The sequence below is a fragment of the Embleya sp. NPDC020886 genome (genome assembly GCF_044333915.1).
Classification (GTDB): Bacteria; Actinomycetota; Actinomycetes; order Streptomycetales; family Streptomycetaceae; genus Embleya.
The window spans coordinates 71,605-95,884 of sequence record NZ_JBIRRX010000017.1; the positions used below are offsets into that span (position 1 = coordinate 71,605).

A 24,280-nucleotide genomic window follows, 5' to 3' on the forward strand; every position below is an offset into this window, starting at 1 on the left:
CCACGAGCCGGGCGAGCCGATGGGGACGGGCCACGAGCCGGGCGAGCCGATGGGGACGGGCCACGAGCCGGGCGAGCCGATGGGGACGGGCCACGAGCCGGGCGAGCCGATGGGGACGGGCCACGAGTGGGGACCTGGCGGCAGGGGCGAGATCGCGAGCGCAGCGAGCGGGTGGGTGGCTTTCGGCGATGCAGCGCTGCCTCTATTTGGGCGCCTTCGGCGCCGGCTCGCGAGGCACCACTTTTTCTCTCCCCCGCTACGCTCCTCCGAGAAAAAGTGGCCCCTCGCTCGTGACTTCGTGTCCCTTCGCTTCGCTACGGGCCACGAAGTCAAAGTTTGCGGCTCCGCCGCTCTCCGCGCTGCGCGCGTCGATCGCGCGGCTCAGCTGGGCCGGGGGCGCTGACGCGCCGAGGGGATGGGGCTCGGCGATGTGAGGGGGGGACGTGGGCGCGGCGACGCGAGGGGGTGGGTGGGGTTCGCGGCTGGGAATCTTCGCTGCCCAGCGCGTTTGGCCCGTCCGGGTGAGTCAAAAAGGCGTCGCTTCGGCGCACGTGGGCGATCCGGTTGCGCTGCCGGTCAGTGCGTCGAGGTGGGCGCCCGGCACCGTTCCGTGTCGCGGGGCGGGCCGGGCAGGGCAAAAGCTGTTCCTGGAAGTTGCCAGGAACAGCCGGCCCATCCCGAGCCGCCGTCACCAACCATGCCGCGATCTCGACCCTGGGTGGCGGCTCGGACGAACGCGACCCACTTAGGGCGACCCACGGCGAACGACGGCCGGGCAACGCCTTTGGAGTCGCGGATGTGGACGGCTCGCCGGGTGACGGCGATCTCGACGCAGTCGTCGCCTTGGGCACTGCTGTAGCTGCTCTTGAACCACAGATGTCGAGGGGCGCTCATGTGCGCTCTCCGGGTCGTCGAGCTTACGGTCGGCGTGCGACGTGACGGACGAACTGCCCCCATTCGACGTGCCGGACGCCGAAAGAGGGCCTGGTCACGTCCTTGGAGTCACGGACGTGGACGTCCTGTTCGGTGGCGGCAATCTCGATGCAACTGTCGCCTTGAGCGCTGCTGTAGCTGCTCTTGGACCAGTTGAGTTCTGTGGCGCTCACAGGGCTCCTCGCATCCGCTTGAGCAGGCCCAGGGATTCGTTCGGCGAAAGGGCCTGTGAGCGCAGTCTCGCATAACGCATTTGAAGCTTGCCGACTTCTTTCGCGTCCGTGATCAAGCGGCCGTTTTCCTGGCCCTCCGAGTAAGCAAGCCACCGCCCGTCCGGAGTCTCCAACAACTGAATCGACCCGGCGAGACATGCGTGGTGTTCGCTGTCTGCCGGCATGATCTGGACCGTCGTGTTCCTTAGGCTGCTCGACTCGATTACCTGGTCCAGCAGTTCGCGGGTGACGGCTACTCCGCCGAGGCGACGCATGAAGATCGCCTCCTCGATGACGAAGTCGAATGCGGTCGTGGGTTTGTCGCGCAGCAACCGCTGACGCTCCATGCGGGCGGCGACCCGGACCTCCAAGTTGGCGTCGGTCAGCGGTGGAATGTCGTTGTCGCACAGGGCGCGAACATATCCCTCAGGCTGCAACAACCCGGGTACCAGCCTGCATTCGTATGTGCAGAGGTTTACGGCAAGCCCTTCCAACCGCGCCCACTGCCGGAACCAAGCCGCCAAGCCCGGCCGGCGCGACAGATGCCGCGCGGCGCGCCGGAGCGCGCCCGTGTCGCCGAGTGCGGCCTCTGCGCGTTCGACGAAGTCGGGGTCGGGCATTCGGCGGCCGAGTTCGACCGACTCCACGGTGTGTTTGGAGAAGCGCACCATCGTGCCGAAGTCCACCCGGCTCAAGCCCGCGTGTTCGCGGAGGGCCTGGACGACGGCGCCGAACGTGCGGAGACTGTCCGAGGCGTCGGGTTCGCGCTCCCACTCCTCAGCCGGATCGGTCATTCGCGGCCACCTCCAGGCGTGTCGGGTCTTTTCGCTCTCTATCCGCTCAGAGTGACCTCAAGATCACCGTACCGTCCACTCTTGGTGCCCGTACGCTGACCGAGCGTACGGATCGGAAGTCTGGATTCCGGCACCGTCGCCCCGCCACCTTGACGTCCATGAACTCCGCCGCACCCCAACTCCGCGTGGCCGTGAGAGTGTTCGAGCTGCGCCTGACCTCCACCCGTCGTGGCGCCCGATTGGCCCACCAACTCGCCGTCGAGGAACTCCGTGCGTGGGGGCTCCCGCCCGCCGTCGTCGCCCGCGCTCGGCAGATCGTCGCCGAACTCGCCGCCAACGCAGCGCTGCACGGCAGCGCCGACCCGTCCCGCGGCTTCAGGCTCACCCTCACCGCCGACGCTGCGCTCGGCACCCTCCGCATCGGCGTTGCCGACAGCCGCCCCGACTGCCCACCCACAACGGGTACTTCCGCCGAGGCCACCGGCGAGTCCGGCCGCGGCCTCCTCATCGTCACCGCGCTCTGCGACCGTTGGGGCATCGACCCACACCCGCCCACCGGCAAAACGGTCTGGACCGAACTCGACCTCCCTCACGAAGGCCGAGTGCCATGATCGCCGTGGCCGACTCCCGCCCTCGTGTCGGCTCGTGGGCTGGTCCCGTCGGGTCAGGAACGCGTCCGAGAGGAACGCCGGTGGCGAAGACGCTGGTTGTGATCGGTGTGCATCCGGCGCGGCGGGTGGCGCCGGACACCGCGGGCCCCGCCGGTGGCGGAATCGGGCCCGTGCGGGGCGGGGCGCCGACGTGGTCCCGGCCGGTGGCGTGCCGATCGGACTCGGCCGGGGCCGACGCCGGGCTACTCCACCGTTACCGACTTGGCCAGGTTGCGGGGGCGGTCGATGTCTTCGCCGAGGGTGTGGGCGGCGTGGTAGGCGAGGAGTTGGGTGGGGATGGTGAGGAGGATCGGGTCGAGTTCGGGTTCGTTGCGGGGGATGTCGATGCGGTCGGCTTCGAGGTCGCCCAGGTCCACGCCCTCGTGGGTGATCACGGTCAGTCGGCCGCCTCGGGCGCGGATCTCGTGGGCTGCGGCCAGGTTGCGGCCGACCAGGTCGTCGTCGGGGATGACGGCGACTGTGGGCAGGTTCGCGTCGATCAGGGCGAGCGGTCCGTGCTTGAGTTCGCTGCTGGGGTATGCCTCGGCGTGGCGGTAGGTGATCTCCTTGAACTTCTGGGCCGCCTCCCGCGCGACCGGATAGCCGCGTACCCGGCCGATGAAGAACAGGCTGCGCGCGTCGGCGAGCCGGCGGCCCGCGTCGGCGATGGTCTGCTCGTCGGCGAGGATCTCGGCGATCTGGCCGGGCAGCGCCTGGAGGCCGGCCAGGATCCGGGCGCCGTCCGCGTGCGACAGGTCGTGCACCCGACCCAGCGCCAGCGCCAGCAGCGCGAAGCCCACCGACATGTGGGTCAGCGCCTTGGTCGAGGCCACCGAGACCTCCGGCCCGGCGTGCAGGTAGATGCCGCCGTCGCACTGTCGGGCGATGGACGAGCCGACCACGTTGACCAGGCCGACCACTCGGCCGCCCTTGCGCTGGATCTCGCGCACCGCGAAGAGCGTGTCGGCGGTCTCGCCGGACTGGCTGACCGCGACGTAGAGCGTGTCCGGCTCGATCACCGGGTTGCGATAGCGGAACTCCGAGGCCGGTTCGGCGTCGGCCGGCACCCGGGCCAGGTCCTCGATCAGCCCGGCGCCCAACTGGCCCACGTAGTAGGCGGACCCGCAGCCGAGGATCTTCACCCGACGGAAGCCGCGCAGTTCGCGCAGCTCCATCCGCAGACCGTCGAGGCGGGCCGAGCCGAACCGGTCGTCGAGCCGGCCCCCCAGCATGCGCTCGACGGAGGAGGGCTGTTCGTGGATCTCCTTGTGCATGAAGTGTTCGTGGCCCGCGAGTTCGAGTTCCTCGACGGTGAGTTCGACGGTGGTCGGCGTCTTGGTGACGTCCTGGTGCTCCCGGGTGAAGGTCCGGAAGCCGGTCGCGGTGACGGTGGCCAGCTCGCCGTCCTCCAGGTGCACGACCGAACTGGTGTGTCGTACCAGCGCCGAGACGTCGCTCGCGACGAACATCTCGCGCTCGCCGACCCCGATGACCAGCGGCGAACCGTTCCGGGCCACCACGATCCGGTCCGGGGTGCCCGCGTCCACGACGGCGATCGCGTAGGTACCGGTCACCTGGGCCAGCGTGGCCACCACGGCGGCTTCGATGGTGTCCTGCGGCGCGCGGGCGATCAGGTGGGCGAGCACTTCGGTGTCGGTGTCCGAGGTCAGCTCGACGCCCTCGGCCGTGAGCCGGGCCCGCAGCGCGGCGGCGTTGTCGATGATGCCGTTGTGCACGACCTGGATCCGGCCGTCCGCCGACGCGTGCGGATGCGCGTTGGCCTCCGAGGGTGCGCCGTGGGTGGCCCACCGGGTGTGCCCGATGCCGACCCGCCCCGAGGTCTTGACCGGAACGGCGGCGGCCAGTGCGTGCACCCGGCCCACCCGGCGGAACACCCTGGCCGGGCCGCGGGTGCCCAGCACCGCGATGCCGGCCGAGTCGTAGCCCCGATATTCCAGTCGGCTCAGCCCTTCGAGCAGGATGGGGGCGGCCTGCTGCGCGCCGATATAGCCCACGATTCCGCACATGTCGCTGCGTTCTCCCTCTTGCTCTCGGCAGGTCGGTGTGTCATGGCACGCCGACGGGCGTACACGATCGACCCGCTCGGCCCACTCGGCCCGATCGGCTCAGCCGTAGATGACGCGGCGCAGTTGACGCTCGGTCAACTCCGGTGGCGCGACCAGGCGTTCGGCCAGTTCGGCGGCGATCAGCCGGTAGATCTGCGCGTTGCGCTTGCCGTAGACCCGGTGGTGCCGATGCCGCCGCCGGACGTAGTCCTCGACCGGCTCGCGGTACCAGGCCAGCACGTCCTCGACGATCCGCTCGGCCTCGGCGGGTGCCAGGCCGGTCGTCGCCGCGATCCGCTCCACCAGTTCGCCGTCAGCCACCCCCCGATCCTGGACCCGGCCGGCACCTACGGCAAGAATCTGCCCGAATTCGGGCAGATCCCGGGTCGAGATGCACTCGGACGGACGATCGGGGTTGACCCGGGTGACCACTTTCGACCTTGTCCGGCGCCCCGGGGCCCGGCAGATTGAGGGGATGATGCTCCCGTTCGTACGCGAAGGCAGGACCGGCTCGATCGAGGCCACCGTCGAGCGCGTCGAGGACCCGGCGGCAATTGGACAGACCGCCGAGGCCCGGGACTTTCCCTGTCTCACCGCGCGGATCGTCTACCCGGGACGCGGCTATGGGGCGTTGTTCGGCTGGGTGCAACTGGTGCGCTCCACCGACGGCGGCGCGGAGTTCGAAATGGACCCGTTCCCGTTGTTCGCCGATGCCGGATCCCCGTACTGCTCCTTCGGCGTCGCACCCACCCTCTTCGACTCCCCGGCCCGCTACACCCGGGCCCCGATGACCTGGCTCGCGCACACCTTCCTGGGCTGGACCCCGATGGCCGAGACCATCGAACCCCATGTCGTCCCGCTCGTCGGCTTCTCCTGGGGCTTCTCAATCGACACCCGCGAAACCATCGCCCTGCGGCCGGCCCGCCCGCTCACCCCCGCCGACTGGACCGCCCACCTCCCCTACCTCGCCAAACAACACCCGACCTGGACCTTCGCCCCGGCTCCGCGCGCCGGCTGATCCGCTCGCCGGCCCCGTCGGCTCCCCTTCGGCCGGGCCCCGTCCCCCGGGCGCCGCCGGGCAGGGGCGGCCGGTCAGCGGGAGGTGTGCCAGGACGCCCTCGCCACCGGTGAAGTCGACCCCGGGGATGGTGAATTCGCGGGTCTCCTCGTGAAAACCCAACGCTTCGTGCAAGTGCAGCGAGGCGGTGTTGCGGGCGTTGGTGAAGTACCAGGCCGACTCGGCACGTTCGGCGATCCAGGCCAGGCGGGCCCGGGTCAGGCGCAGGCCCAGGCCGGTGCGGCGGGCGGTGGGGGCGACCACGATTCCGGCCAGGTAGTAGCCGACGGGGGCGGTCGGCGACGGGTCGAGGTGCGCCGCGCGGGCGTAGCCGACCACCGGGTCGGCGCCGGTCGAGGGCTCCGTCGCGACCAGGAAACAGCCGTCCGGGCGGTCGAACCAGGTCCGCACGCGTGCTCGCAGATCGGCTTCGGCGTCCGCCGGGGCCCCCTCGTGCAGCGCGAGCAACGCCGCGCACGCGTCGAGGTCGCCGGCTCGCACACCGCGCACCACGAAGGTTCGCGACCGGCTCACCCGATCCGCCCCCGCGACACCACATAGCCCGCCTCGCGGTCGAAGCCCAGGACCGTGGCGCCCTCGTCGAGCAGGGTGCCGAGGGTCTCCCGGAGGGCGGTGCGCCAGGCGTGGGCGGCCTCGGGGGCGGTCCGTCGCAACGACTCGATGTCGGCCGGCAGCGCGATCAGCACGACGTCGCCGTCCGGGTCGCCCAGCACCGGCAGGCCGTCCCGTGCCACCAGGGCCGCGCCGGCGTCCGGCGGCACCGGGACCGGCGTGCGCCGGCCGCGCACCGCCGCCGGCACCCTCGGGTCGGTCAACTCCCAGACCGCCAGGACCCGGTCGCTCGCGTCACCGCTGTTGAGGGTGTCCACCATCTCGCCGTAGAAGTCCGGCAGGTACTCCACCGGCCGCGCACCCAGCTTGACCAGGTTGAAGTGGGCGTTGCGGCGCACCAGCGGGTCGTACGTCCAGGTGATCCGGCGCAGCCCTCGGGCCAGGGCCCACTCGCGCTGATGCGTCTTGAGCGCGAAGCCCACCCCGCTCCCGGCCATCGCCCCGGTGACGTGCGAGTGCAGCGTCTCGCCGAGCGGCGCGCCGAAGAACGCAACCGTCGCGCCGACCATGCGGCCGTCCCGATAGGCCCCGGCGACGTAGTTCCCGGCATGCGCGAAGGCCCGCAGCAGTTCGACGCCCACGGGCGGGCCCTGGCCCGGCACGGGTGGCCAGATCCCGCCGTACAGGTGCTCGACATCGCGAAACTCGCCGAGTTCGCGCAGTTCCCGCACCTGCAGGCGCTGCGCGTGCGCCCGCTCCCGCACCGTCGGATCGTCCATCCCGTCCGCACCGCCCTTCGCTCGGTCCGCATCATGATGCCCGCGATTCCGCTACCCCGGGAGCGGCGGACCCGAACGGCACACGCCGATATATAACCGGTCGGTAACCGGCTTCACGCGCAAACTAAACGATGCCTATCGCGCTCTTCAGCAAGAACTTTGCGTCTTGAACCCGAAATTTCGCAAGGTACTTGCGTCCAGACGGAACCGTTGGTGTGCTTACCGCACCCCACCCCACCCCAGCCGCCTGCACCCTCATCCGGCTAAGACGGAGGCTTCCGTGCGCACAGATCAGGCTTCGCCTTCGCTTCCGGCTTCCGGCTCGCCGACGCCCGCATCGCCCGCCGCACCGGCCGCGCCCGCCATCTCGTTGGACGACAAGTACACCGCCGAGCACGGCCGCGTGCTGATCTCGGGCGTGCAGGCGCTGATCCGGCTGACCCTGGAGCAGCGTCGGCTGGACGAGGCGCGCGGTCTGGACACGCGGGTCTTCGTCAGCGGATACCAGGGTTCGCCGCTCGGTGGGGTGGACCTGGAGATGGGCCGCGCCAAGCGGTTCCTGGACCCGGCCGGCGTGGTGTTCCAGGCGGGCCTGAACGAGGAGCTGGCCGCGACCGCCGTCGCCGGCACCCAGCTCGTGGACCAGACCCCGGGCGCCCGACACGCCGGGGTGACCGGCTTCTGGTACGGCAAGAACCCGGGCCTGGACCGGGCCGCGGACGCCATCCGGCACGCGACGATGGCCGGTACCGCTCCCCTCGGCGGCGCGGTCGCGTGGATCGGCGACGACCCGGGCAGCAAGTCGTCGACGGTGCCCAGCTCGTGCGAGCCGATGATGGAAAGCCTGTCGATGCCGCTGCTCGCGCCGGGAACGGTCGGCGAGATAGTCGAGTTCGGCCTGCACGCGGTCGCCATGTCCCGCGCCTGCGGCCTGTGGACCGGCCTGAAGATCGTCGCCGACATCGCCGACGCCTCGACCACGGTGGACGTGTCCGAGTGGGGCAGGGACATCCCGGTCCCGGCGGCGACCAAGCGCGGCACGCTGCCCACCCTGGTGGGCCCGGCCGCCCTCGACGCCGAGCACGACCTGATCACCCGCCGGCTCGACCTGGCCCGTGCGTACGCCCGCGAGCACGGCCTCAACCGGATCGTGCACGACACCCCGAACGCCCGCCTGGGCGTCCTCGCCGCGGGCGTGTCGTTCTCGGTGGTCCGCCGCGCGCTCGCCGACCTCGGCCTGGAGCCGGACGACGCCCTCGACGTCCGGCTGATCCGCATCGGCATGCCGTTCCCGCTGGACGACGCCGAACTGGCCGAGCTCACCGCCGGGCTGGACGAGGTCCTGGTGGTCGAGGACAAGGTGCCGTTCCTGGAGGCCCGGCTCAAGGAGGCGCTGTACCGCCGGCCCGATGCGCCGCGCATCGTCGGTCGCCGGGACGACACCGGCCGCCCGCTGCTCACCGCCCGCGGCACGCTCGGCGCGGACGACGTGGCCCGCGCCGTCGCCGCGCGGCTCGGCAGCGACCGGCTGCCCGCGTCCGCGACCGCCTACCTGGCCACGCTCGCGCCCAAGCGGCCGGCCCGGATCGCGCTGCCGATGCTGGCCTCGCGCACCCCGTACTTCTGTTCCGGTTGTCCGCACAACGCGTCCACCCGCACCGCGGACGACACCCTGGTCGGCGTCGGCATCGGCTGCCACGTGATGATCGCGTTGGACGGCAAGGGCCGCGGGCACCAGCTCGGGCTGACCCAGATGGGCGGCGAGGGCGCGCAGTGGATCGGCCTGATGCCGTTCACCGACGACAAGCACTTCGTGCAGAACCTCGGCGACGGCACCTTCCACCACTCGGGCTCGCTGGCGATCCGGGCCGCGGTCGCGGCCGGCGCCAAGATGACCTACAAGCTGCTGTACAACGACGCGGTCGCGATGACCGGTGGTCAAAAGGCCGAAGGGCGCCTGGACGTACCGTCGTTGACCCGCTGGCTCGCGGTCGAGGGGGTGCGCCGGGTGGTGGTCACCACCGACGACCCGCGGAGCTACCGGGGGGTTCGGCTCGACCCGATCGCCAGTGTCCGGCACCGCGACGAACTCTCGGCGGCCGAGGTCGAGTTGGCCGGGCTCGACGGGGTGACCGTGTTGATCCACGACGACCGGTGCGCGGCCGAGGAGCGCCGACTGCGCAAGCGTGGGCAGTTGCCGACGCCGGCCGAGAAGGTGGTGATCAACGAGCGGGTGTGCGAGGGCTGCGGAGACTGCGGGGACAAGTCCACGTGCTTGTCGGTGCAGCCCGTGGACACCGAGTTCGGCCGCAAGACGCACATCCACCAGGGCTCGTGCAACTCGGACTTCAGTTGCCTCAAGGGCGACTGCCCGTCCTTCCTGCTGGTCGAGCCGGGCACCCGCAAGGCCCGCGAGATACCGGACCTGCCGCTCGAACCGGCGCTGCCGCAGCCCCGGTTCGCCGACGCCGACGTGCTGCTGCGGATGCCCGGCATCGGCGGGACCGGCGTGGTGACGGTGTCCTCGATCCTGCAGATGGCCGCGCACCTGGACGGCCGGCACGCGGCCGGCCTGGAGCAGACCGGGCTGGCCCAGAAGGGCGGCCCGGTGGTGTCCGACCTGCGCATCTCGCACCGGCCGATCGACGGCGCGCTGCGCGCCTCGCGGGCCGGCGCCGATGTGCTGATCGGCTTCGACCTGCTCGGCACCGCGGCGGCGAGCAACCTGGCCAGTGCCGACGCCGATCGCACGATCGCCGTGGTCAACACCGCGATCGTGCCGACCGCCGCGATGGTCACCAACCAGATCGCGCTGCCCGGGTCGCCGACCGAGACGCTGGAGCGGATCGACGCGGCCACCCGGCGGGCCGACAACCTCTACCTGGACGCCCTGGGCCTGTCCGAGGCGCTGTTCGCCGACCACATGCCGGCCAACATGATCCTGATCGGCGCCGCGTTCCAGCACGGCTGCCTGCCGCTGAGCGTGGCGGCGATCGAGCAGGCGATCACCCTCAACGGCGCGGCCGTGGCCAAGAACCTGGCGGCGTTCCGCTGGGGTCGGGCGATGGCCGTGGACCCGGCCGCGGTACTGGCCGCCGCCGTCGCGGCGCCGCCGCACGCGGTGGTCGAGGTCGACGCGGCCTCGGTCGCGCTGGCCGAGGGCGCGGGCGGCGACGCGGAGCTGCGCGAGGTGCTGGGCACCCGGATCGCCGATCTGACCGGCTACCAGGACGCGACCTACGCCCGCCGGTACGCCGACGACGTGCGCACGATCCGGACCCTGGCGGTCGAGCGGGCGGGCACGGCGGCCGGTGAGCGGGTCGCGGTGGCGTACGCGCGGGCGCTGCACCACCTGATGGCGTACAAGGACGAGTACGAGGTCGCCCGGCTGCACTTGGACCCGGTGGAACAGGCCAGGCGGGACGCGGAGTTCGGCCCGGATGCGACGGTGTCGGTGATGCTGCACCCGCCGGTGCTGCGCTACCTGGGGATGAACCGCAAGATCCGGCTGCGGCGCACGGCCGGTCCGGCCTTCCGGGCGTTGCGTGCGGCGCGCGGCCTGCGCGGGACCCGCTGGGACCTGTTCGGCTACGCCGAGGTGCGTCGGGTCGAGCGCGAACTGGTCCCGCAGTACCGGGGGCTGGTCCGCACCGCGCTGCGCGAGTTGTCCGCGAACAACGTCGACGCGGTGGTCGAGTTGGTGGAACTGCCGGAGACGATCCGCGGCTACGAGGAGATCAAGCTCGCCCGGGTCGCCGAGTACCGCACGGCGGTACGCACCGCGCTGACCGCGCTGACCGCCCCCGCGGCCGGCGCGGACGCCTCGGACGCCACGCTCGTCACGGCCGGCTGACCCACCGGCCCGCCCGGCGGCCCGATCCGATCCCCGTCGGCTCGGGCCCGCCACCCTTTCCCCACCCTCTCCCGCCTTCCCCGACCTCCGGAGCAGCCGTGACCGTCGACCGCCTCCTGCCCACTCGGGATGCCGAGGACCTGCTCGATCTCACCCGTACCGTCGCCGACCGCGAGCTGGCTCCACTGGCCGCCCGGCACGAGCGCGAGGAGTCGTATCCGGAAGGGTTGTTCGGCATCCTGGGCGAGGTCGGCCTGCTGGGTCTGCCGTATCCGGAGGAGGACGGCGGCGGCGGTCAGCCGTACGAGGTCTACCTTCAGGTGCTGGAGGAACTCGCGGCGCGCTGGGCGGCGGTGGCGGTGGCCACCAGCGTGCACACGCTGGCCTGTTTCCCGGTGGCCACCTACGGTTCGCCGGCCCAGCGCGAGCGGTGGTTGCCGCGGATGCTGGAGGGTCGGCTGATCGGCGGCTACAGCCTGTCCGAACCGCACGCCGGCTCGGACGCGGCCGCGATCGTCTGCAAGGCGCGCCCGGTCGACGGCGGTTACCGGATCAACGGCACCAAGGCGTGGATCACGCACGGCGGCAAGGCGGACTTCTACGCCCTGTTCGCCCGGACCGGCGAGGGCAGTCGGGGCATCTCGTGCTTCCTGGCACCCGGTGCGACCGAGGGGCTGGTCTTCGGTCGGCCCGAGGAGAAGATGGGCCTCAACGCGGTGCCCACGACCAGCGCATTCTGGGACGGCGCGGTGCTGGAGCAGGACCGGCTGATCGGCGCCGAGGGGCAGGGGCTGGCCATCGCGTTGAGCGCGCTGGACTCGGGCCGGCTGGGCATCGCGGCCTGTGCGACCGGCCTGGCCCAGGCCGCGTTGGACGCGGCGGTGGACTACGCCAACGAACGCACCACGTTCGGCCGCCGGATCGTCGACCACCAGGGCCTGGGCTTCCTGCTGGCCGACATGGCCGCCGCCGTCGACTCGGCACGCGCCACCTACCTGGACGCGGCCCGCCGCCGCGACCTGGGCCGGCCGTACGGCCGACAGGCGAGTGTGGCGAAGTTGATCGCCACCGACGCGGCGATGAAGGTCACCACGGACGCGGTCCAGGTCTTCGGCGGTTGCGGCTACACCCGTGAGTTCCCGGTCGAGCGCTACATGCGCGAAGCAAAGATCATGCAGATCTTCGAGGGCACCAACCAGATCCAACGCATGGTCATCGCACGGCAGTTCGCTCGACCCACGAAGTAGCGGGCGGGCTGCGGGTCAGCCGACGCGGACGCCCGTGACGGCTTGCAGTTCGGGCAGGTAGCCCTGGCTCTGGCCGCTGCTCGTGGGGTGGTAGGACTCGTCCAGGGGCAGGGTGACACCGTGGATCCACACGTTGGACCCGCACACCCCGTGGCCGGCGAAACGGCCGCGTACGTCGGCGAAGGTGGCCCGGGCGGCGCCGGCGCGTTGCCTGGTGACGTCGGCCAGTGTGTCGGCGGCCTCGTCGAGGATGGTGCGCTTGTACTTGCTCAGGCCCAGGAAGCACGAGCCGAGTTCGAACAGGCGCGGGTAACCGAGCACGACCAGGCGGGCGTTGGGCGCCCGGTTGCGGATCTGCGTGTAGGTGGCGTCGAGGTCGGCGGGCAGGGTGTCGGTGGCGTAGGTCTTGGCCTTGGTGACCGCGACGGCGCAGTCCGCGTCGGAGGCCAGCACGCAGGTCTTGATGGTGTCCACGAAGCCGGCGTCGTTGCCGCCGATGCTGATGGTCACCAGTGTGGTCGCGGAGTCGAGCACTGAGAGTTGGCCGGCGCGCACGTCGGCGGTCTTGGCTCCGGAACAGGCCGCGAAGGCGAAGCCGCCCGGGTGGCTGCGATTCCACAGGACCGGATAGGAGTTGGCGCTGCGCTTGCAGGCGCCGCTGTCGGACAAGTAGTTGCCCGCGCCGACGCCGGCGCTGTACGAGTCGCCCAGCGCGGCGTAGTTGGTGGTGGCGGCGGCCTGGGCGGTCGGTGCGACGAGGGCGGTGCCGGCGACGACGGTGACGGCGAGAGCCGTCGCGGACAGGGTGCGGGGCAGCGAAAGCACGAATGGTCTCCTCGGCGGACGTGGGGACGCCGGCGGAGGCCTCGACGGGCGTTGCGCTGCCGTACCTGAACGTGTCGACCCATCGAACCGCCCGAGCCGCCACGCCCGTTCGCGCGTCCGGCCCTTCCGCAGTCGTCGCCCGTGGCACTCGGCGTGAAGCCCCATCGTCCCGTGCCCGAATCGCCACTGCATAGACGGATTTCGGCCCCGCGAGGGGCGATCGTCCGCCTGCGGTCCCGGCCTTGGGCGCGGTGGGCGACTGCCGGATGACCTCCGCCGGATCCTTGCTCGGCGGCTTCGCTTCGACGGACCTTCGAGCCGCCGACCCGACCGGATCGGCGACTGCTCAGCGGCGGGTCAGGTCCGGGCGCAGCCGTTGCCAGGTGGGGTTGCGCAGGCGGCCGGTGGTGGTGCGGCCGGAGACGGTGACCTCGGCGATCAGGCGGGGTTCGACCCACTGGGCGCCGGGGACGTCGACGAAGTCGGCAAAGGGTGTGTCGGGGCGGGCGAGCGCACCCAGATATTCGCCGAGTTCGCCGCGTTCGGCGTCGGTCAGGCCGTGCTCGACGGTGCCGGCGAAGCGCAGGCCGTCCGGTGCGTCGACGCCCACGAGCAGGCTGCCCGGCAGGCCGCGCAACTCGGCTCGGCCCTCGACCCAGCCGCCGATGATCACGTTGTGCGTCTCGACGTGTCCGGCCTTGATCCAGTCCGGTGAGCGCAGGCCGGGCCGGTAGTCCGAGGCCAGCCGCTTGGCGACGATGCCCTCGTACCCGTGTCCCAGGCTCGTCGCCCACGCGCGTTGCACGTCGCCCTCGGTCCACCCGGGCGTCGACCAGCGCGCGCCGGTGAGATCGAGGCTCTCCAGCAACATCCGGCGCTCGCGATACGGAGTGGCCAGCAGCGACCGGCCGTCCAGATACATCACGTCGAAGAGCATCAGATGCACCGGCGTGTCCATCGTCAGCCGGGCCACCTTGCGCGGGTTGACCGCGCCCGTCCGCCGCCGGAGCAAATCGACGTCGGGCCGCCCCCGGTCGTCCAGGACCACGATCTCGCCGTCGAGCACCGCCTGCCGCTGCCCGTGCTGGTTGCCGATCCCGGCCAGCTCGGGATAGGTACGGGTGACGTCGCCACCGTCGCGGGAGAGCAACCGCAACGTGCCGTCGCCCGCGCAGTACGCCACCGTACGGGCACCGTCCCACAGGACCTCGAAGCCCCAGTCGAGGTCGTATCCCTCCCCCGGCAACGGCGCCGCGACGGCCAGCATCGGCTCGATCTCGGGCAATACGGCATGAACTTGTTCCTGACCGGCCATGCCTCGATCATCGGCGGGGCGCTGCGGGGCCGCCGGCGGAGCCCGAGCCTGATTCGTATGCCCGTTCGAAGCACCGGCCGCCGACCTGCTCGTCCCGCATCGGCGCCCCGCCGGCGACCGGGAGCCATTCGAGCGAGCAGCGCCGGACGGGCCGCCGGACCCGCGCCGGTCGTCCGCTCGGCCGTCAGCCCCGACCGGTCGTCGCCGAGATCACGTCGGCGATGTGTGCGGTGACCGCCGGCTGGTGGTCGGTGAGATAGAAGTGGCCGCCGGCGAAGGTGTGCAGGGCGAAGGTGCCGTTGGTGTGCTCGCGCCAGGACATCGCCTCGTCCAGGGTGACCTTCGGGTCGGTGTCGCCGATCAGCACGGTGATCGGGCATTCCAGCGGCTCGCCGGGCGCGCAGGTGTAGGTCTCGATCGCGCGATAGTCGGCACGCAGCGCGGGCAGCACCATCTGCAACACCTCGTCGTCCGCCAGCAGACTCGCGTCCGTGCCGCTCATCGAGCGCAGCTCGGCGGCCAGTCCGGCGTCGTCCAGCAGGTGCAGTGCCTCGTCCCGCCACCGGTCCGGGGCCCGCCGACCGGAGGCGATCAGCGCGGCCGGCCGCACGCGCAGCCGGCGGGCCACCTCGAAGCCGAGGATCGCGCCCATGCTGTGGCCGAACAGGGTCAGTGGGCGCTCCTCGTCCAGCCACGGATCCAGCGCGGCGGTGATCCGGTCCGCCAGCGTGCCGATGTCGTCCACCAGTGGTTCGGCGCGTCGATCCTGGCGACCGGGATATTGCACACCCAGCACCTCGACCCGGCCCTTGAGCGCCGCCGACAGCGGGAACCAGAAGCTCGCCGAGCCCCCCGCGTGCGGCAGGGCGACCAGGCGCGGAAGCGGGTCGGACGTCGGGTGGAACCGGCGGATCCAGGCGTCCGATACGGCGGAGGCGGTTGTCATGACGAGCCCTTCTTGATCGTCGCTGCGGTGGTTGTCGCTGCTGTGCTTTTCGCTGCCCCGGTTTTCGCTGCTCCGGTCGTGGCCGACGTGCTCACGGGTACCGTGCCTCGTGGCCGGCCCGCCCGTGGTTACGGTGCCCATGGTGACCGTGCCCGTGGCCGCTCGGTCGCGGCGGTCGTGGTGGTGCCGCCTTCTTCGGCGCGGATGTGTCCGGGCTCACCCGGCCATCGAATCCGTGCGCGCGCCCAGTGGTTCCACGCCGGTGAGCACCGCGTGCTGGACCTCGCGCAGCGCGCGGGAGGGTTCCAGGCCGAGCAGTTCGCGCAACGCGCCGCGCGTGTCCTGGTACACCGCGAGCGCCTCGCCGCGACGGCCGCAGTGATACAGCGCGACCATCAGGTGTCGGGCGAAGTTCTCGTGCAGCGGATACTCGGCGGTCAGTGCGTACAGGCGGGCGACGCTCTCCCGGTAGCGGCCCAGCGCGAGGTCGGCCTCGACCAACAGTTCGAGACACTCCAGCCGGGACGCCTCCAGCCGCGCGGCGTGCGCCCGCACGATCGGGCCGTGGGCGACCCCCGCGTAGGCCGGCCCGCGCCACAGCTCCAGCGCACCGCCGAAGGTCTCGGCCGCCTCGTGCTGCCGGCCCGCCCGCAGGGCCGCCCGGCCCCGGTCGACCAGGCCGTGGAAGGCGTCCGCGTCCAGCCGGTCCGGTCCGGCGTGCAGGATGTAGCCGCCGGCACACGTGGCCAACGGGCCGCTGCGCGCGGGCCCCGAGGCGCCGAGCGCGGCCCGCAGGCGGGACACGTATACGTGCACCGTGGACTTGGCCCGCTGCGGCCGGGGGCCGGGCCAGATCTCGGCGACGATCTGGTCGACCGTCAACATCTGGCCTCGCCGCGCGAGCAGGGCGGCCAGGAGGGTTTCCGGCTTGGGCGCCGCGATCGTGCGCGGCTCGGCGCCGTCGACGATCCGCACAGGGCCGAGAATCTCGTACCGCAACGGCTCTTCCCTCTCTTCGGCGGTCGGGGTCATGTTCACCGGCAGTCCGGTCTTGCTCACTGACGACGGTGACATATGCCGGGCGTGTGGCGTACCCCTGACCGACCCCTACGTGACCTTGCACGGGAATTGCGCGGTAACCGCACTCGGCCGCGTCACACTTCCCAGCACCCCCGAACCGGCTTATGGTCGATCGATGAGCACAGCCCGTTCGCCCGAGCGCGCGTTGTACGCCGTCAGCGACCTGCATTCCGCGATCCCGTCCAACCGCGCCATCGTCGAAGGCATCCGACCCCGCACCGACGACGACTGGATCATCGTCGCGGGGGACGTGGCCGAGCACATCGAGGACACCCAGGCCACCCTCCGGTTGCTCGCCGACCGCTTCGCGCGGGTGGTGTGGGTGCCCGGCAACCACGAGTTGTGGTCCACGCCCGACGACCCGGTGCAGTTGCGCGGCGAGCGACGCTATCGGCATCTGGTCGCGATGTGCCGGGAGTTGGGTGTGCTCACTCCCGAGGATCCGTTCGCGATCTGGGACGGGCCGGGTGGTCCGGTCACCGTGGCACCGCTGTTCGTGCTCTACGACTACACCTGGCGTCCGCCGGGTGCGGCCACGCAGCAGGAGGCGTTGGACGCCGCGTACGCCGCCGGTGTGGTGTGCAGCGACGAGTTCATGCTGCACCCGGATCCGTACTCCAGCCGCGGCGAGTGGTGCCGGGCCCGGGTGGCGTACAGCGAGGGCCGGCTCGCGGCGGCGGCCGATCCGGCCGCGCCGCTGCTGATGGTCAATCACTTCCCGCTGGTCCGGGAGCCCACGGACGTGATGTGGTACCCGGAGTTCGTCCAGTGGTGCGGCACCGACCTCACCGCCGACTGGCATCGCCGCTTCCCCACCGCCGCCGTGGTGTACGGCCACCTGCACATCCCGCGCACCACCTGGTACGACGGGGTGCGCTTCGAGGAGGTCTCGCTCGGCTATCCGCGCGAGCGCAAGAACGGGCTGCGGCGGCCGATCCCGCGCCGGATCGTACCCGCCGAGCCGAGCGACACCGCCCAGAGCAGCCGCCCGGGCCGCCAGGCGGGTGCCCGATGACCCTCTCGCACGCCGACGCCGGAGATTCGATGACCACCTCGCCAACCGACGCCGCAGGTTCGATGATCGCCCGGGTGTTGCCGCCGGAGGTCTTCGCCGAGGAATCCTTCGACGACCCGGACGGGCCGCCGCTGTTCCCGGCCGAGGAGGCGCTGCTGACCAAGGCGGTGGACAAGCGCCGCCGCGAGTTCACCACCGTACGGCGGTGCGCACGCCGCGCGTTGGCCCGGATGGGGATACCGGCCGCGCCTCTCCTGCCGGGGCTGCGCGGGGCGCCGGGCTGGCCGGCCGGTGTGGTGGGCAGCATGACGCACTGCGCGGGATATCGCGCCGCGGCCGTCGCGGACGGGGCGGTGTTGCTGACCCTGGGCATCGACGCCGAACCCGCGTTGCCGCTGCCCGACGGGGTGTTGGCCACCGTCTCGTCGGAGACCGAGCGCAAGCACCTGGCCGACCTGGCCGCCGGCCGGCCCGAGATCGCCTGGGACCGGCTGCTGTTCAGCGCCAAGGAGTCGGTCTACAAGGCGTGGTTCCCGCTCACCGAGCGCTGGTTGGACTTCGCCGAGGCGGAGATCGGGTTCGACCCCGAGGCGGGCACCTTCGCCGCCCGGTTGTTGATCGAGGACCGCCCGCTGGACGGCTTCGCCGGGCGCTGGCAGGTCGACGCGGGCATCGCGGTGACCACGATCGCGGTGGCCCGAAGCTGAGCCGATCGGGTGGGGCCGAAGGCGTGCCCTCGGCCCCACCCGCATCCGTCCGTCAGTCCCGCGCGAACCGGGGCACGTTCGCTGCGGTGGGCCGCCACGCCTCGGCGAACTCGGCCGGCAACTCGATCCGATCCAGGATCGGGTGCCTGGGCACCGAGACCCGGTACTTGATCCGCCATCCGCGCGCGGTGCGCTCCAGGATGTCGTAGTAGTCCCCGCCGTGCACCTCGCCGTCGATCAGCGTCGCGATGTAGCGGCTGCGGGCCCGGACCGTGCCGCCCTCGTCCACCAGGAGCACGATGTCCAGGGTCTGGTGGTCCGGGGTGTCCGGGCTGCGCCGACCGGTGAACTGCCGGGCCGAGGCCAGGCCGTCGATCGTGTAGCCGCCGCCGATCGTGTTCTCGATCACCGCGTCGTCGGTGAACACCCGGTCCAGGTTCGCGATCTCGTCGTTGTCGAAGACGTGCGCGAACCGGGCGAGCGTGTCGTGGATCCCCGCGACGTCCTCGGCGGTCAGGGTGGATTCCGCGGTCACGGCGCGACCACCTCGGAAAGCCGTACCGGCAGCGGGAATTCGACCTTGGTCACGCCCGCTTCCGGCTGCCGCGGCGCGCGCGGCAGGCTCAGTCGGTAGGCGATCCGCCAGCCGGCCGGTGTCTCCCGCAGAATGTCCAGGAACTCGCCGCCGGTGAGCCGACCGGCCGGGTTGATCCCGAGGTAGCGGCTGCGCGCCTGGACCTGCCCGTACTCGTCCACCTCGACGGTGGTGTTGAGCGTGTGGTGGTCGGGCGTCGCCGCGCTCTTGCCCCGGGTGTACTCGGCGAACTCGGCGATACCCCGGAAGGCCCGTGCCGGCCCGACGCCGATCTCGACCACGACGTCCTCGGTGAACACGAGGTCGAGCCCGGCCACGTCGCCGTTGTCGAAGACGTGCGCGAACAGCGCGAGCGTGCGGTGGATCTCGGCGAGATCCACCGGGGACAGTACCTTCGTCATGAATTTCCCAGCCTCGTAGTGGTGTTGCGTGACACTGCGGAGGTGGAGCGGGTCAGCCGGGGAGCCCGGCCGCCCAGTCCACGATGGTCGCCGCCGTCAGATCGGCGTGGTCCTCCAGCACGGTGAAGTGGTCGCCGGTGACCCCGATCAGGTCGTGCGGCAGCGGCCAGTACGCCCGCCAGTCCCATCGACCCTCCGGGTCGATCACGGTGCCCGCCACCGGCGTCTGCGCCTGGGCGACCAGCGTGGGGGTGGCGATCGGCTGCGGCTTCCAGTCCGCGAACAGGCGCTGGTACAGGCCCATCGTGCTCAGGTTGGTGTCGTCGAGCGTCATGTCGTACTGCGCCACCCGGCCCAGGAGACCCTCGATCATCGCGGGCAGCCACCAGTCCATGCCCGGCACCAGCGCCGTGTCGATCGGGAAGGTGTCGATCAACCCGAGGGCGATCGGCGGCACCCCCTCGGCCTCCAGTCGGCGGGTCACCTCGTGCGCGATGCAGCCGCCCATCGAACGCCCCACCACGATGTACGGCCGATCACCCACGGCCGCCCGCACCGATTCCACATGCATCCGCAGCAGCGCGTCGGCGTGGTCGGGCAACGACTCGTCGGCCCCGAAGCCGGGCGTCTGGATCACGAACACGTCCCGCTCGCCCTGGAACACCTGCCCGAACCGGGCGTATTCGTGCGGACCGGAGATCGCGCTCAACGACGGGAAGCAAACGATCGCGGGCCCGGCGTCGCCGGAGGCGAAGCGCAGCACCGGCTTGACGTGCCGATCCCGCTCGGCCTCCGGGAAGGACGCACGCAGACCCGCCGAGGCCATGATCACCTCGGCCGCGGTGAGGTACTTCCCGGCCGCGCACAACTGGACGTAGAAGGAGGCCAACGCACCCTTGGTGCGCTCGACGGGAGCCGGCTCCGAACTCGTGGGGGCCACCGGCGAGCCGCCCCGGCCCGCCAGTTCGGCACGCAGATGCAGGGCGAGGGCGCGCGGGGTGGGGTGCGCGATGGTGACCGTGGCGGGCAACCGCAGACCGGTCGCGCCGGCCAGCCGGTTGCGCAGTTCCACGGCGGTCAGCGAGTCCAGGCCGACCTCCAGGAACGCCTGGTCGGCGTCCACCGACTCGTCCGGCGAGTGGCCGAGCACGACGGCGAGTTCGGTGTGCACGAGATCGGCCAGGAGTTCGTCCCGCTCGCCCTCGGACGCCGTCGCGAGCCGCCGGGCGAAGGCCGGTTCGGCGCTCGCCGTCCCGGAGCGCACCGACCGTCGGGTCCGCCGTACGGGGCGCTGGTGCGCCGCGTCCGCTCCGGCCTCTTGCGGTCGGCTTCCGGGGTCTGTGGCGAGCCGGCCACCGGGCACCGGGCGCGAGGTCAACGACCCGACCGAGAGCACCGGCGCCCCGGTCTCGTCGGTTGCCTCCAGCGAGACCGCGTCCGGTCCGGCCGGGGTGAGCCGTACCCGCAGCCGGGCGGCCCCGGTCGCGTGCAGCCGCACGTCGTTCCAGGCGTAGGCCAGGCTGGTCGCGGCCGGTTCGCCGGCCGCCTCGGCACGCCGCAGCGCATCCACCACCGCAAGGTGCAGCGTCGCGTCGAGCAGCGCCGGATGCACCCCGAACCGCGCCGCGTCGTCGGCCTGTTCCTCGGCCAGCGCGACTTCGGCGAACAGCGCCCGGTCGATGCGCCAGGCCGCCTGGAGCCCCTGGAACACCGGCCCGTAGTCGATCCCGGCGGCGCCCAGCAGTTCGTAGGCGTCCTCGACCGGCACCTCGACCGCGTCGGCGGGGGGCCAGACGCCGACAGCGGACGTCTCGGCCTCGGTCTCGGCCGGTTCGGACGTCAGGAACCCGGCGGCGTGCCGCACCCATTCCGCATCGACCGCGGCCGACTCCGCCCGCGAGAACACCGCGAAGGTGCGCCGCCCGTCCTCGGCCGCCGTGCCCACCGCGACCCGGAGGTGCGTGGCCGCGTCCGGGTCCGCCAGAATCAGCGGCGCCTCGATCACGAGTTCGTCCACCGCGCCCGATCCCACCTCGTCCCCGGCTCGCACGGCGAGTTCCAGGAACACAGACGCCGGCAACAACACCGTGTCCTGAACGGCGTGATCGGCCAGCCACGGGTGCGAACGCACCGAGATCCGACCGGTCAACAACACGTCGTCGCCCTCGCCGGTGTCCACCGACGCGCCGAGCAGGGGATGTTCGACCGCCCGTAGACCCAGCGACGAGGCACCGGCCACAGGTCGGGCCGGGGTCTCCCGCCAGTAGCGCCTGCGCTGGAACGCGTAGGTGGGCAACTCGATGCCATCGGGCTGGTGTTCGGTGTAGGTCGGGGTCCAGTCGACCGGCACGCCCCGCACGAAGGCTTCGGCGAGTGAGGTGTACAGGCGCTGCACGCCGCCCTGGTCACGACGCAACGTGCCGACCACGACCGGGTTCTCCGTACCCGCCTCGTCCAACGTCGCCTCGATCGCCGTGGTCAACACCGGATGCGGGCTCACCTCCACGAACACCCCGTGCCCCGAGGCCGCCAGCCCCCGAGTGGCCTCCTCGAAGCGAACCGTCTCGCGCAGGTTCGTCGCCCAGTAGGCGGCATCCATCACAGCGGTGTCGATCCAGTCGCCGGTCACCGTCGACCACACCGGAACCGTCCCCGACACCGGTGCGAGCCCGGCCAGATCGGCCACGATCCGCTCCCGGATCTCCTCCACCTGGGCCGAATGCGACGCGTAGTCCACCGGAATCAAGCGGGCCCGACCACCCTCGGCCGTCACCGACGCGACCAACTCTTCCAGGGCCTCGGGCTCACCCGACACGACCACCTGCCCCGGGCCGTTCACCGCCGCGACCGAGATCCGCCCGTCCCACCCGGCAATCCGCTCACGGACCTCCGACTCCGGCAACGCCACCGAACCCATCCCGCCACGACCCGACAACGCGATGATCGCCCGGCTGCGCAACGCCACGACCCGGGCGCCGTCCTCCAGCGTCAACCCGCCCGCCACCACCGCCGCCGCGATCTCACCCTGCGAATGACCCACCAACGCATCCGGCACCACCCCGTACGACCGCCACACTTCGGCCAGCGACACCAACACCGCCCACAACACCGGCTGGACCACATCCACCCGATCCAACGACGGCACACCCTCCACACCGGTCAACACATCCACCGGCGACCAATCCACAAACGACTCCAGGGCTTTCGCGCACTCCCCGAAACGAGCCGCGAACACCGGGGACTGCGCGTACAGATCGGCCGCCATCCCCACCCACTGCGAACCCTGCCCGGGAAACACGAACACCGTCTTCCCGACCGGCCCCGCCGACCCGGTCACCACACCGGTCGCCGAGTCGCCGCGTCGGACCGCTTCCAGCGCCTCGGTCAGTGCGTCCCGGTCGCCGATCACCACGGCCCGCTCGCCGAAGGTCGCCCGGGTGGACGCCAACGAGAAGCCCACGTCGGCGGTGCGCGGCGACGGGTCCACGGCGAGCCGATCCGTCAGCCGACCCGCCTGGGCCCGCAGCGCGTCCGGCGTCTTCGCCGACAACACCCACGGCAGGGTCACCGGCTCCGGGGTGGCGTCCCGCGCGGGAATCTCGGCGTCGGCCTCGGGGAGTTCGAGAATGACGTGGGCATTGGTCCCGCTCACCCCGAACGCCGACACCGCCGCCCGACGCGGTCGCCCGGTCTCCGGCCACGGCCGAGCCTGCGTCAACAACCGCACCGCGCCCGCCGACCAGTCCACATGCGGACTCGGCTCGTCCACATGCAACGTCTTCGGCAACACGCCGTGTCGCAACGCCTCGACCATCTTGATCACCCCGGCCACCCCCGCCGCAGCCTGCGCATGCCCGATATTCGACTTCAACGAGCCCAACCACAAAGGCTCTTCGGCCGACCGACCCTGACCATAGGTCGCCAACAGGGCCTGCGCCTCGATCGGATCACCCAGCGTCGTCCCCGTCCCGTGTGCCTCCACCACATCCACGTCACCCGTGGCCAGTTCGGCGTTGGCCAGCGCCTCGCGGATCACCCGTTGTTGCGCGGGTCCGTTGGGCGCGGTCAGGCCGTTCGAGGCGCCGTCCTGGTTCACCGCGCTGCCGCGCACCACCGCGAGTACCCGGTGGCCGAGTCGTTCGGCGTCGGAGAGCCGCTCCAGGATCAGCACGCCGACCCCCTCCGCCCAGCCGGTGCCGTCCGCCGACGCGGCGAACGCCTTGCAGCGGCCGTCCACAGACAATCCGCGTTGCCGGGAGAACTCGACGTAGCCCATCGGCGAGGCCATCACCGTGGCCCCGCCCGCGACCGCGAGGTCGCTTTCGCCCGCGCGCAGCGACTGGGCGGCCAGGTGCAGCGCCACCAGCGACGACGAGCACGCGGTGTCCACGGTCACCGCAGGGCCCTCGAAGCCGAAGGTGTACGAGATCCGGCCGGACGCCACGCTGCCCAGCGTGCCGGTCCCGAGATAGCCCTCCAGTTCCTCCGGGACCTGGTCCAGGGCCGGGGCGTAATCGATGCCGGCGATCCCGGTGAACACCGAGGTCCGGCTCCGACGCAGACCGGTGACGTCGATCCCGGCCCGCTCGAACGCGTCCCACGCGGTCTCCAGGAGCAGCCGCTGCTGGGGGTCGATGGCCGGCGCCTCACGGGGCGAGATGCCGAAGAACGCCGCGTCGAAGTCCCCGGCGTCCGGCAGGAAGGCGCCTGCCGTCGTATAGGTGGTGCCGGGTCGGTCGGGGTCCGGGTGGTAGATGTCGCGCAGGTCCCAGCCTCGATCGGTGGGCGCCTCGCCGACCGCGTCGGTGCCGGAATCGACCAGCCGCCACAGGTCTTCGGGCGAGTCGACACCGCCGGGCAGCCGGCAGGCCATCCCGACGATCGCGATCGGCTCGCGTCGGCTCGCCTCGACGTCGCGGACCCGCTTGCGGGCGTCGCGGACGTCGGCCAGTGCACGCTTGAGATATCCCCGGAGCTTTTCTTCGTCCGCCATGGAACTGCCTTTCCTGGTTGCGTTGGTGGGGTCCGGGGGGATCAGCGGGATTCGAGGTCGCCGTCGAGCAGGCCGAAGAGTTCCTCGTCGCTGGCACTGTCCAGGTCGATCTCGTCGGAGATCACCGGCGCCGCGACGACGCTCGCCTCGCCCCACTTGTTCGCCAGCACCCGCAGTCGGTCGATGATCGCCAACCGGCGGGCCGAGTCGCCGAGGTCCGCGGTCAACGCGGCGTCCAG

Annotated in this window: 19 protein-coding genes and 1 pseudogene; 6 read left to right on the top strand and 14 right to left on the bottom strand. The window is 71.7% G+C overall.

Annotated elements, in window-relative coordinates; all coding sequences use genetic code 11:
- Positions 1-576 precede the first annotated feature (576 nt).
- Genes ACH4U8_RS38630 through ACH4U8_RS38640 form a run of 3 tightly spaced genes read right to left on the bottom strand, consistent with a single transcriptional unit; the run spans position 577 to position 1,939 of the window.
- Positions 577-957 carry a DUF397 domain-containing protein gene (locus ACH4U8_RS38630; RefSeq protein ID WP_395782821.1) on the bottom strand — a complete coding sequence of 127 codons (381 nt, stop codon included), beginning with the start codon at positions 955-957 and terminating at the stop codon, positions 577-579.
- On the bottom strand, positions 918-1,106 hold the full coding sequence (locus ACH4U8_RS38635) for a DUF397 domain-containing protein (protein ID WP_379989977.1): 189 nt from the start codon (positions 1,104-1,106) through the stop codon (positions 918-920). The genes ACH4U8_RS38630 and ACH4U8_RS38635 overlap by 40 nt, the downstream gene beginning before the upstream one ends.
- Positions 1,103-1,939 (bottom strand): Scr1 family TA system antitoxin-like transcriptional regulator, encoded by an 837-nt coding sequence (locus tag ACH4U8_RS38640; protein ID WP_395782822.1) that lies wholly within the window; start codon positions 1,937-1,939, stop codon positions 1,103-1,105. Before ACH4U8_RS38640 ends, ACH4U8_RS38635 begins: the two co-directional genes overlap by 4 nt.
- A 158-nt stretch (positions 1,940-2,097) precedes the next feature.
- Between ACH4U8_RS38640 and ACH4U8_RS38645 the strand changes: the two genes are divergently transcribed.
- On the top strand, positions 2,098-2,550 hold the full coding sequence (locus ACH4U8_RS38645) for an ATP-binding protein (RefSeq protein ID WP_395782823.1): 453 nt from the start codon (positions 2,098-2,100) through the stop codon (positions 2,548-2,550).
- A 242-nt stretch (positions 2,551-2,792) separates the two neighbouring features.
- Here ACH4U8_RS38645 and glmS read toward each other — a convergent pair whose 3' ends face one another.
- Together glmS and ACH4U8_RS38655 are read right to left on the bottom strand one after the other, a co-directional pair.
- On the bottom strand, positions 2,793-4,616 hold the full coding sequence (glmS, locus tag ACH4U8_RS38650) for a glutamine--fructose-6-phosphate transaminase (isomerizing) (RefSeq protein WP_395782824.1): 1,824 nt from the start codon (positions 4,614-4,616) through the stop codon (positions 2,793-2,795).
- Positions 4,617-4,715: 99 nt separating this feature from the next.
- Positions 4,716-4,976, bottom strand: a complete 261-nt coding sequence (locus tag ACH4U8_RS38655) for a hypothetical protein (protein ID WP_360309711.1) — start codon at positions 4,974-4,976, stop codon at positions 4,716-4,718.
- 154 nt (positions 4,977-5,130) lie between these two features.
- On the opposite strand from ACH4U8_RS38655, the gene ACH4U8_RS38660 reads away from it, so the two are divergent.
- Positions 5,131-5,673, top strand: a complete 543-nt coding sequence (locus ACH4U8_RS38660) for a hypothetical protein (RefSeq protein WP_395782825.1) — start codon at positions 5,131-5,133, stop codon at positions 5,671-5,673.
- Between the two features lie 153 nt (positions 5,674-5,826).
- Here the strand turns inward: ACH4U8_RS38660 and ACH4U8_RS38665 are convergent.
- Together ACH4U8_RS38665 and ACH4U8_RS38670 are read right to left on the bottom strand one after the other, a co-directional pair.
- Positions 5,827-6,246: pseudogene (locus tag ACH4U8_RS38665) on the bottom strand (GNAT family N-acetyltransferase); the annotation flags it as partial.
- Positions 6,243-7,064: a GNAT family N-acetyltransferase gene (locus ACH4U8_RS38670; RefSeq protein ID WP_395782826.1), complete on the bottom strand. Its 822-nt coding sequence runs from the start codon at positions 7,062-7,064 to the stop codon at positions 6,243-6,245. The pseudogene ACH4U8_RS38665 and the gene ACH4U8_RS38670, both read right to left, overlap by 4 nt.
- A gap of 280 nt (positions 7,065-7,344) precedes the next feature.
- Here ACH4U8_RS38670 and ACH4U8_RS38675 point away from each other — a divergent pair, with 280 nt between their 5' ends.
- Both ACH4U8_RS38675 and ACH4U8_RS38680 read left to right on the top strand, forming a co-directional pair.
- Positions 7,345-10,917 carry an indolepyruvate ferredoxin oxidoreductase family protein gene (locus ACH4U8_RS38675; protein ID WP_395782827.1) on the top strand — a complete coding sequence of 1,191 codons (3,573 nt, stop codon included), beginning with the start codon at positions 7,345-7,347 and terminating at the stop codon, positions 10,915-10,917.
- Positions 10,918-11,015: 98 nt separating this feature from the next.
- Positions 11,016-12,164, top strand: a complete 1,149-nt coding sequence (locus ACH4U8_RS38680; protein ID WP_360309721.1) for an acyl-CoA dehydrogenase family protein — start codon at positions 11,016-11,018, stop codon at positions 12,162-12,164.
- Positions 12,165-12,179: 15 nt separating this feature from the next.
- Here ACH4U8_RS38680 and ACH4U8_RS38685 read toward each other — a convergent pair whose 3' ends face one another.
- The 4 genes from ACH4U8_RS38685 to ACH4U8_RS38700 form a co-directional block, all read right to left on the bottom strand.
- On the bottom strand, positions 12,180-12,989 hold the full coding sequence (locus ACH4U8_RS38685) for an SGNH/GDSL hydrolase family protein (protein ID WP_395782828.1): 810 nt from the start codon (positions 12,987-12,989) through the stop codon (positions 12,180-12,182).
- 346 nt (positions 12,990-13,335) lie between these two features.
- The gene (locus tag ACH4U8_RS38690; protein ID WP_395782829.1) at positions 13,336-14,304 is read right to left on the bottom strand and encodes an ATP-dependent DNA ligase; all 969 of its coding nucleotides are present in this window, start codon (positions 14,302-14,304) and stop codon (positions 13,336-13,338) included.
- A gap of 184 nt (positions 14,305-14,488) precedes the next feature.
- Positions 14,489-15,250, bottom strand: a complete 762-nt coding sequence (locus ACH4U8_RS38695; RefSeq protein WP_360309727.1) for an alpha/beta fold hydrolase — start codon at positions 15,248-15,250, stop codon at positions 14,489-14,491.
- A gap of 216 nt (positions 15,251-15,466) precedes the next feature.
- Positions 15,467-16,309, bottom strand: a complete 843-nt coding sequence (locus ACH4U8_RS38700) for an AfsR/SARP family transcriptional regulator (protein WP_360309729.1) — start codon at positions 16,307-16,309, stop codon at positions 15,467-15,469.
- A 136-nt stretch (positions 16,310-16,445) separates the two neighbouring features.
- On the opposite strand from ACH4U8_RS38700, the gene ACH4U8_RS38705 reads away from it, so the two are divergent.
- The gene (locus tag ACH4U8_RS38705) at positions 16,446-17,345 is read left to right on the top strand and encodes a metallophosphoesterase (RefSeq protein ID WP_395782830.1); all 900 of its coding nucleotides are present in this window, start codon (positions 16,446-16,448) and stop codon (positions 17,343-17,345) included.
- A gap of 62 nt (positions 17,346-17,407) precedes the next feature.
- Complete coding sequence (locus ACH4U8_RS38710) at positions 17,408-18,052, top strand: 4'-phosphopantetheinyl transferase (protein ID WP_379989989.1); 645 nt, start codon at positions 17,408-17,410, stop codon at positions 18,050-18,052.
- 52 nt (positions 18,053-18,104) lie between these two features.
- Here ACH4U8_RS38710 and ACH4U8_RS38715 read toward each other — a convergent pair whose 3' ends face one another.
- The 3 genes from ACH4U8_RS38715 to ACH4U8_RS38725 are packed head-to-tail and all read right to left on the bottom strand — an operon-like array spanning position 18,105 to position 24,092.
- Positions 18,105-18,587, bottom strand: a complete 483-nt coding sequence (locus ACH4U8_RS38715) for a nuclear transport factor 2 family protein (protein WP_360309735.1) — start codon at positions 18,585-18,587, stop codon at positions 18,105-18,107.
- Positions 18,584-19,048, bottom strand: a complete 465-nt coding sequence (locus ACH4U8_RS38720) for a nuclear transport factor 2 family protein (RefSeq protein WP_360309737.1) — start codon at positions 19,046-19,048, stop codon at positions 18,584-18,586. Before ACH4U8_RS38720 ends, ACH4U8_RS38715 begins: the two co-directional genes overlap by 4 nt.
- A gap of 52 nt (positions 19,049-19,100) precedes the next feature.
- Positions 19,101-24,092, bottom strand: a complete 4,992-nt coding sequence (locus tag ACH4U8_RS38725; protein WP_395782869.1) for an acyltransferase domain-containing protein — start codon at positions 24,090-24,092, stop codon at positions 19,101-19,103.
- Between the last annotated feature and the right edge of the window lie 188 nt (positions 24,093-24,280).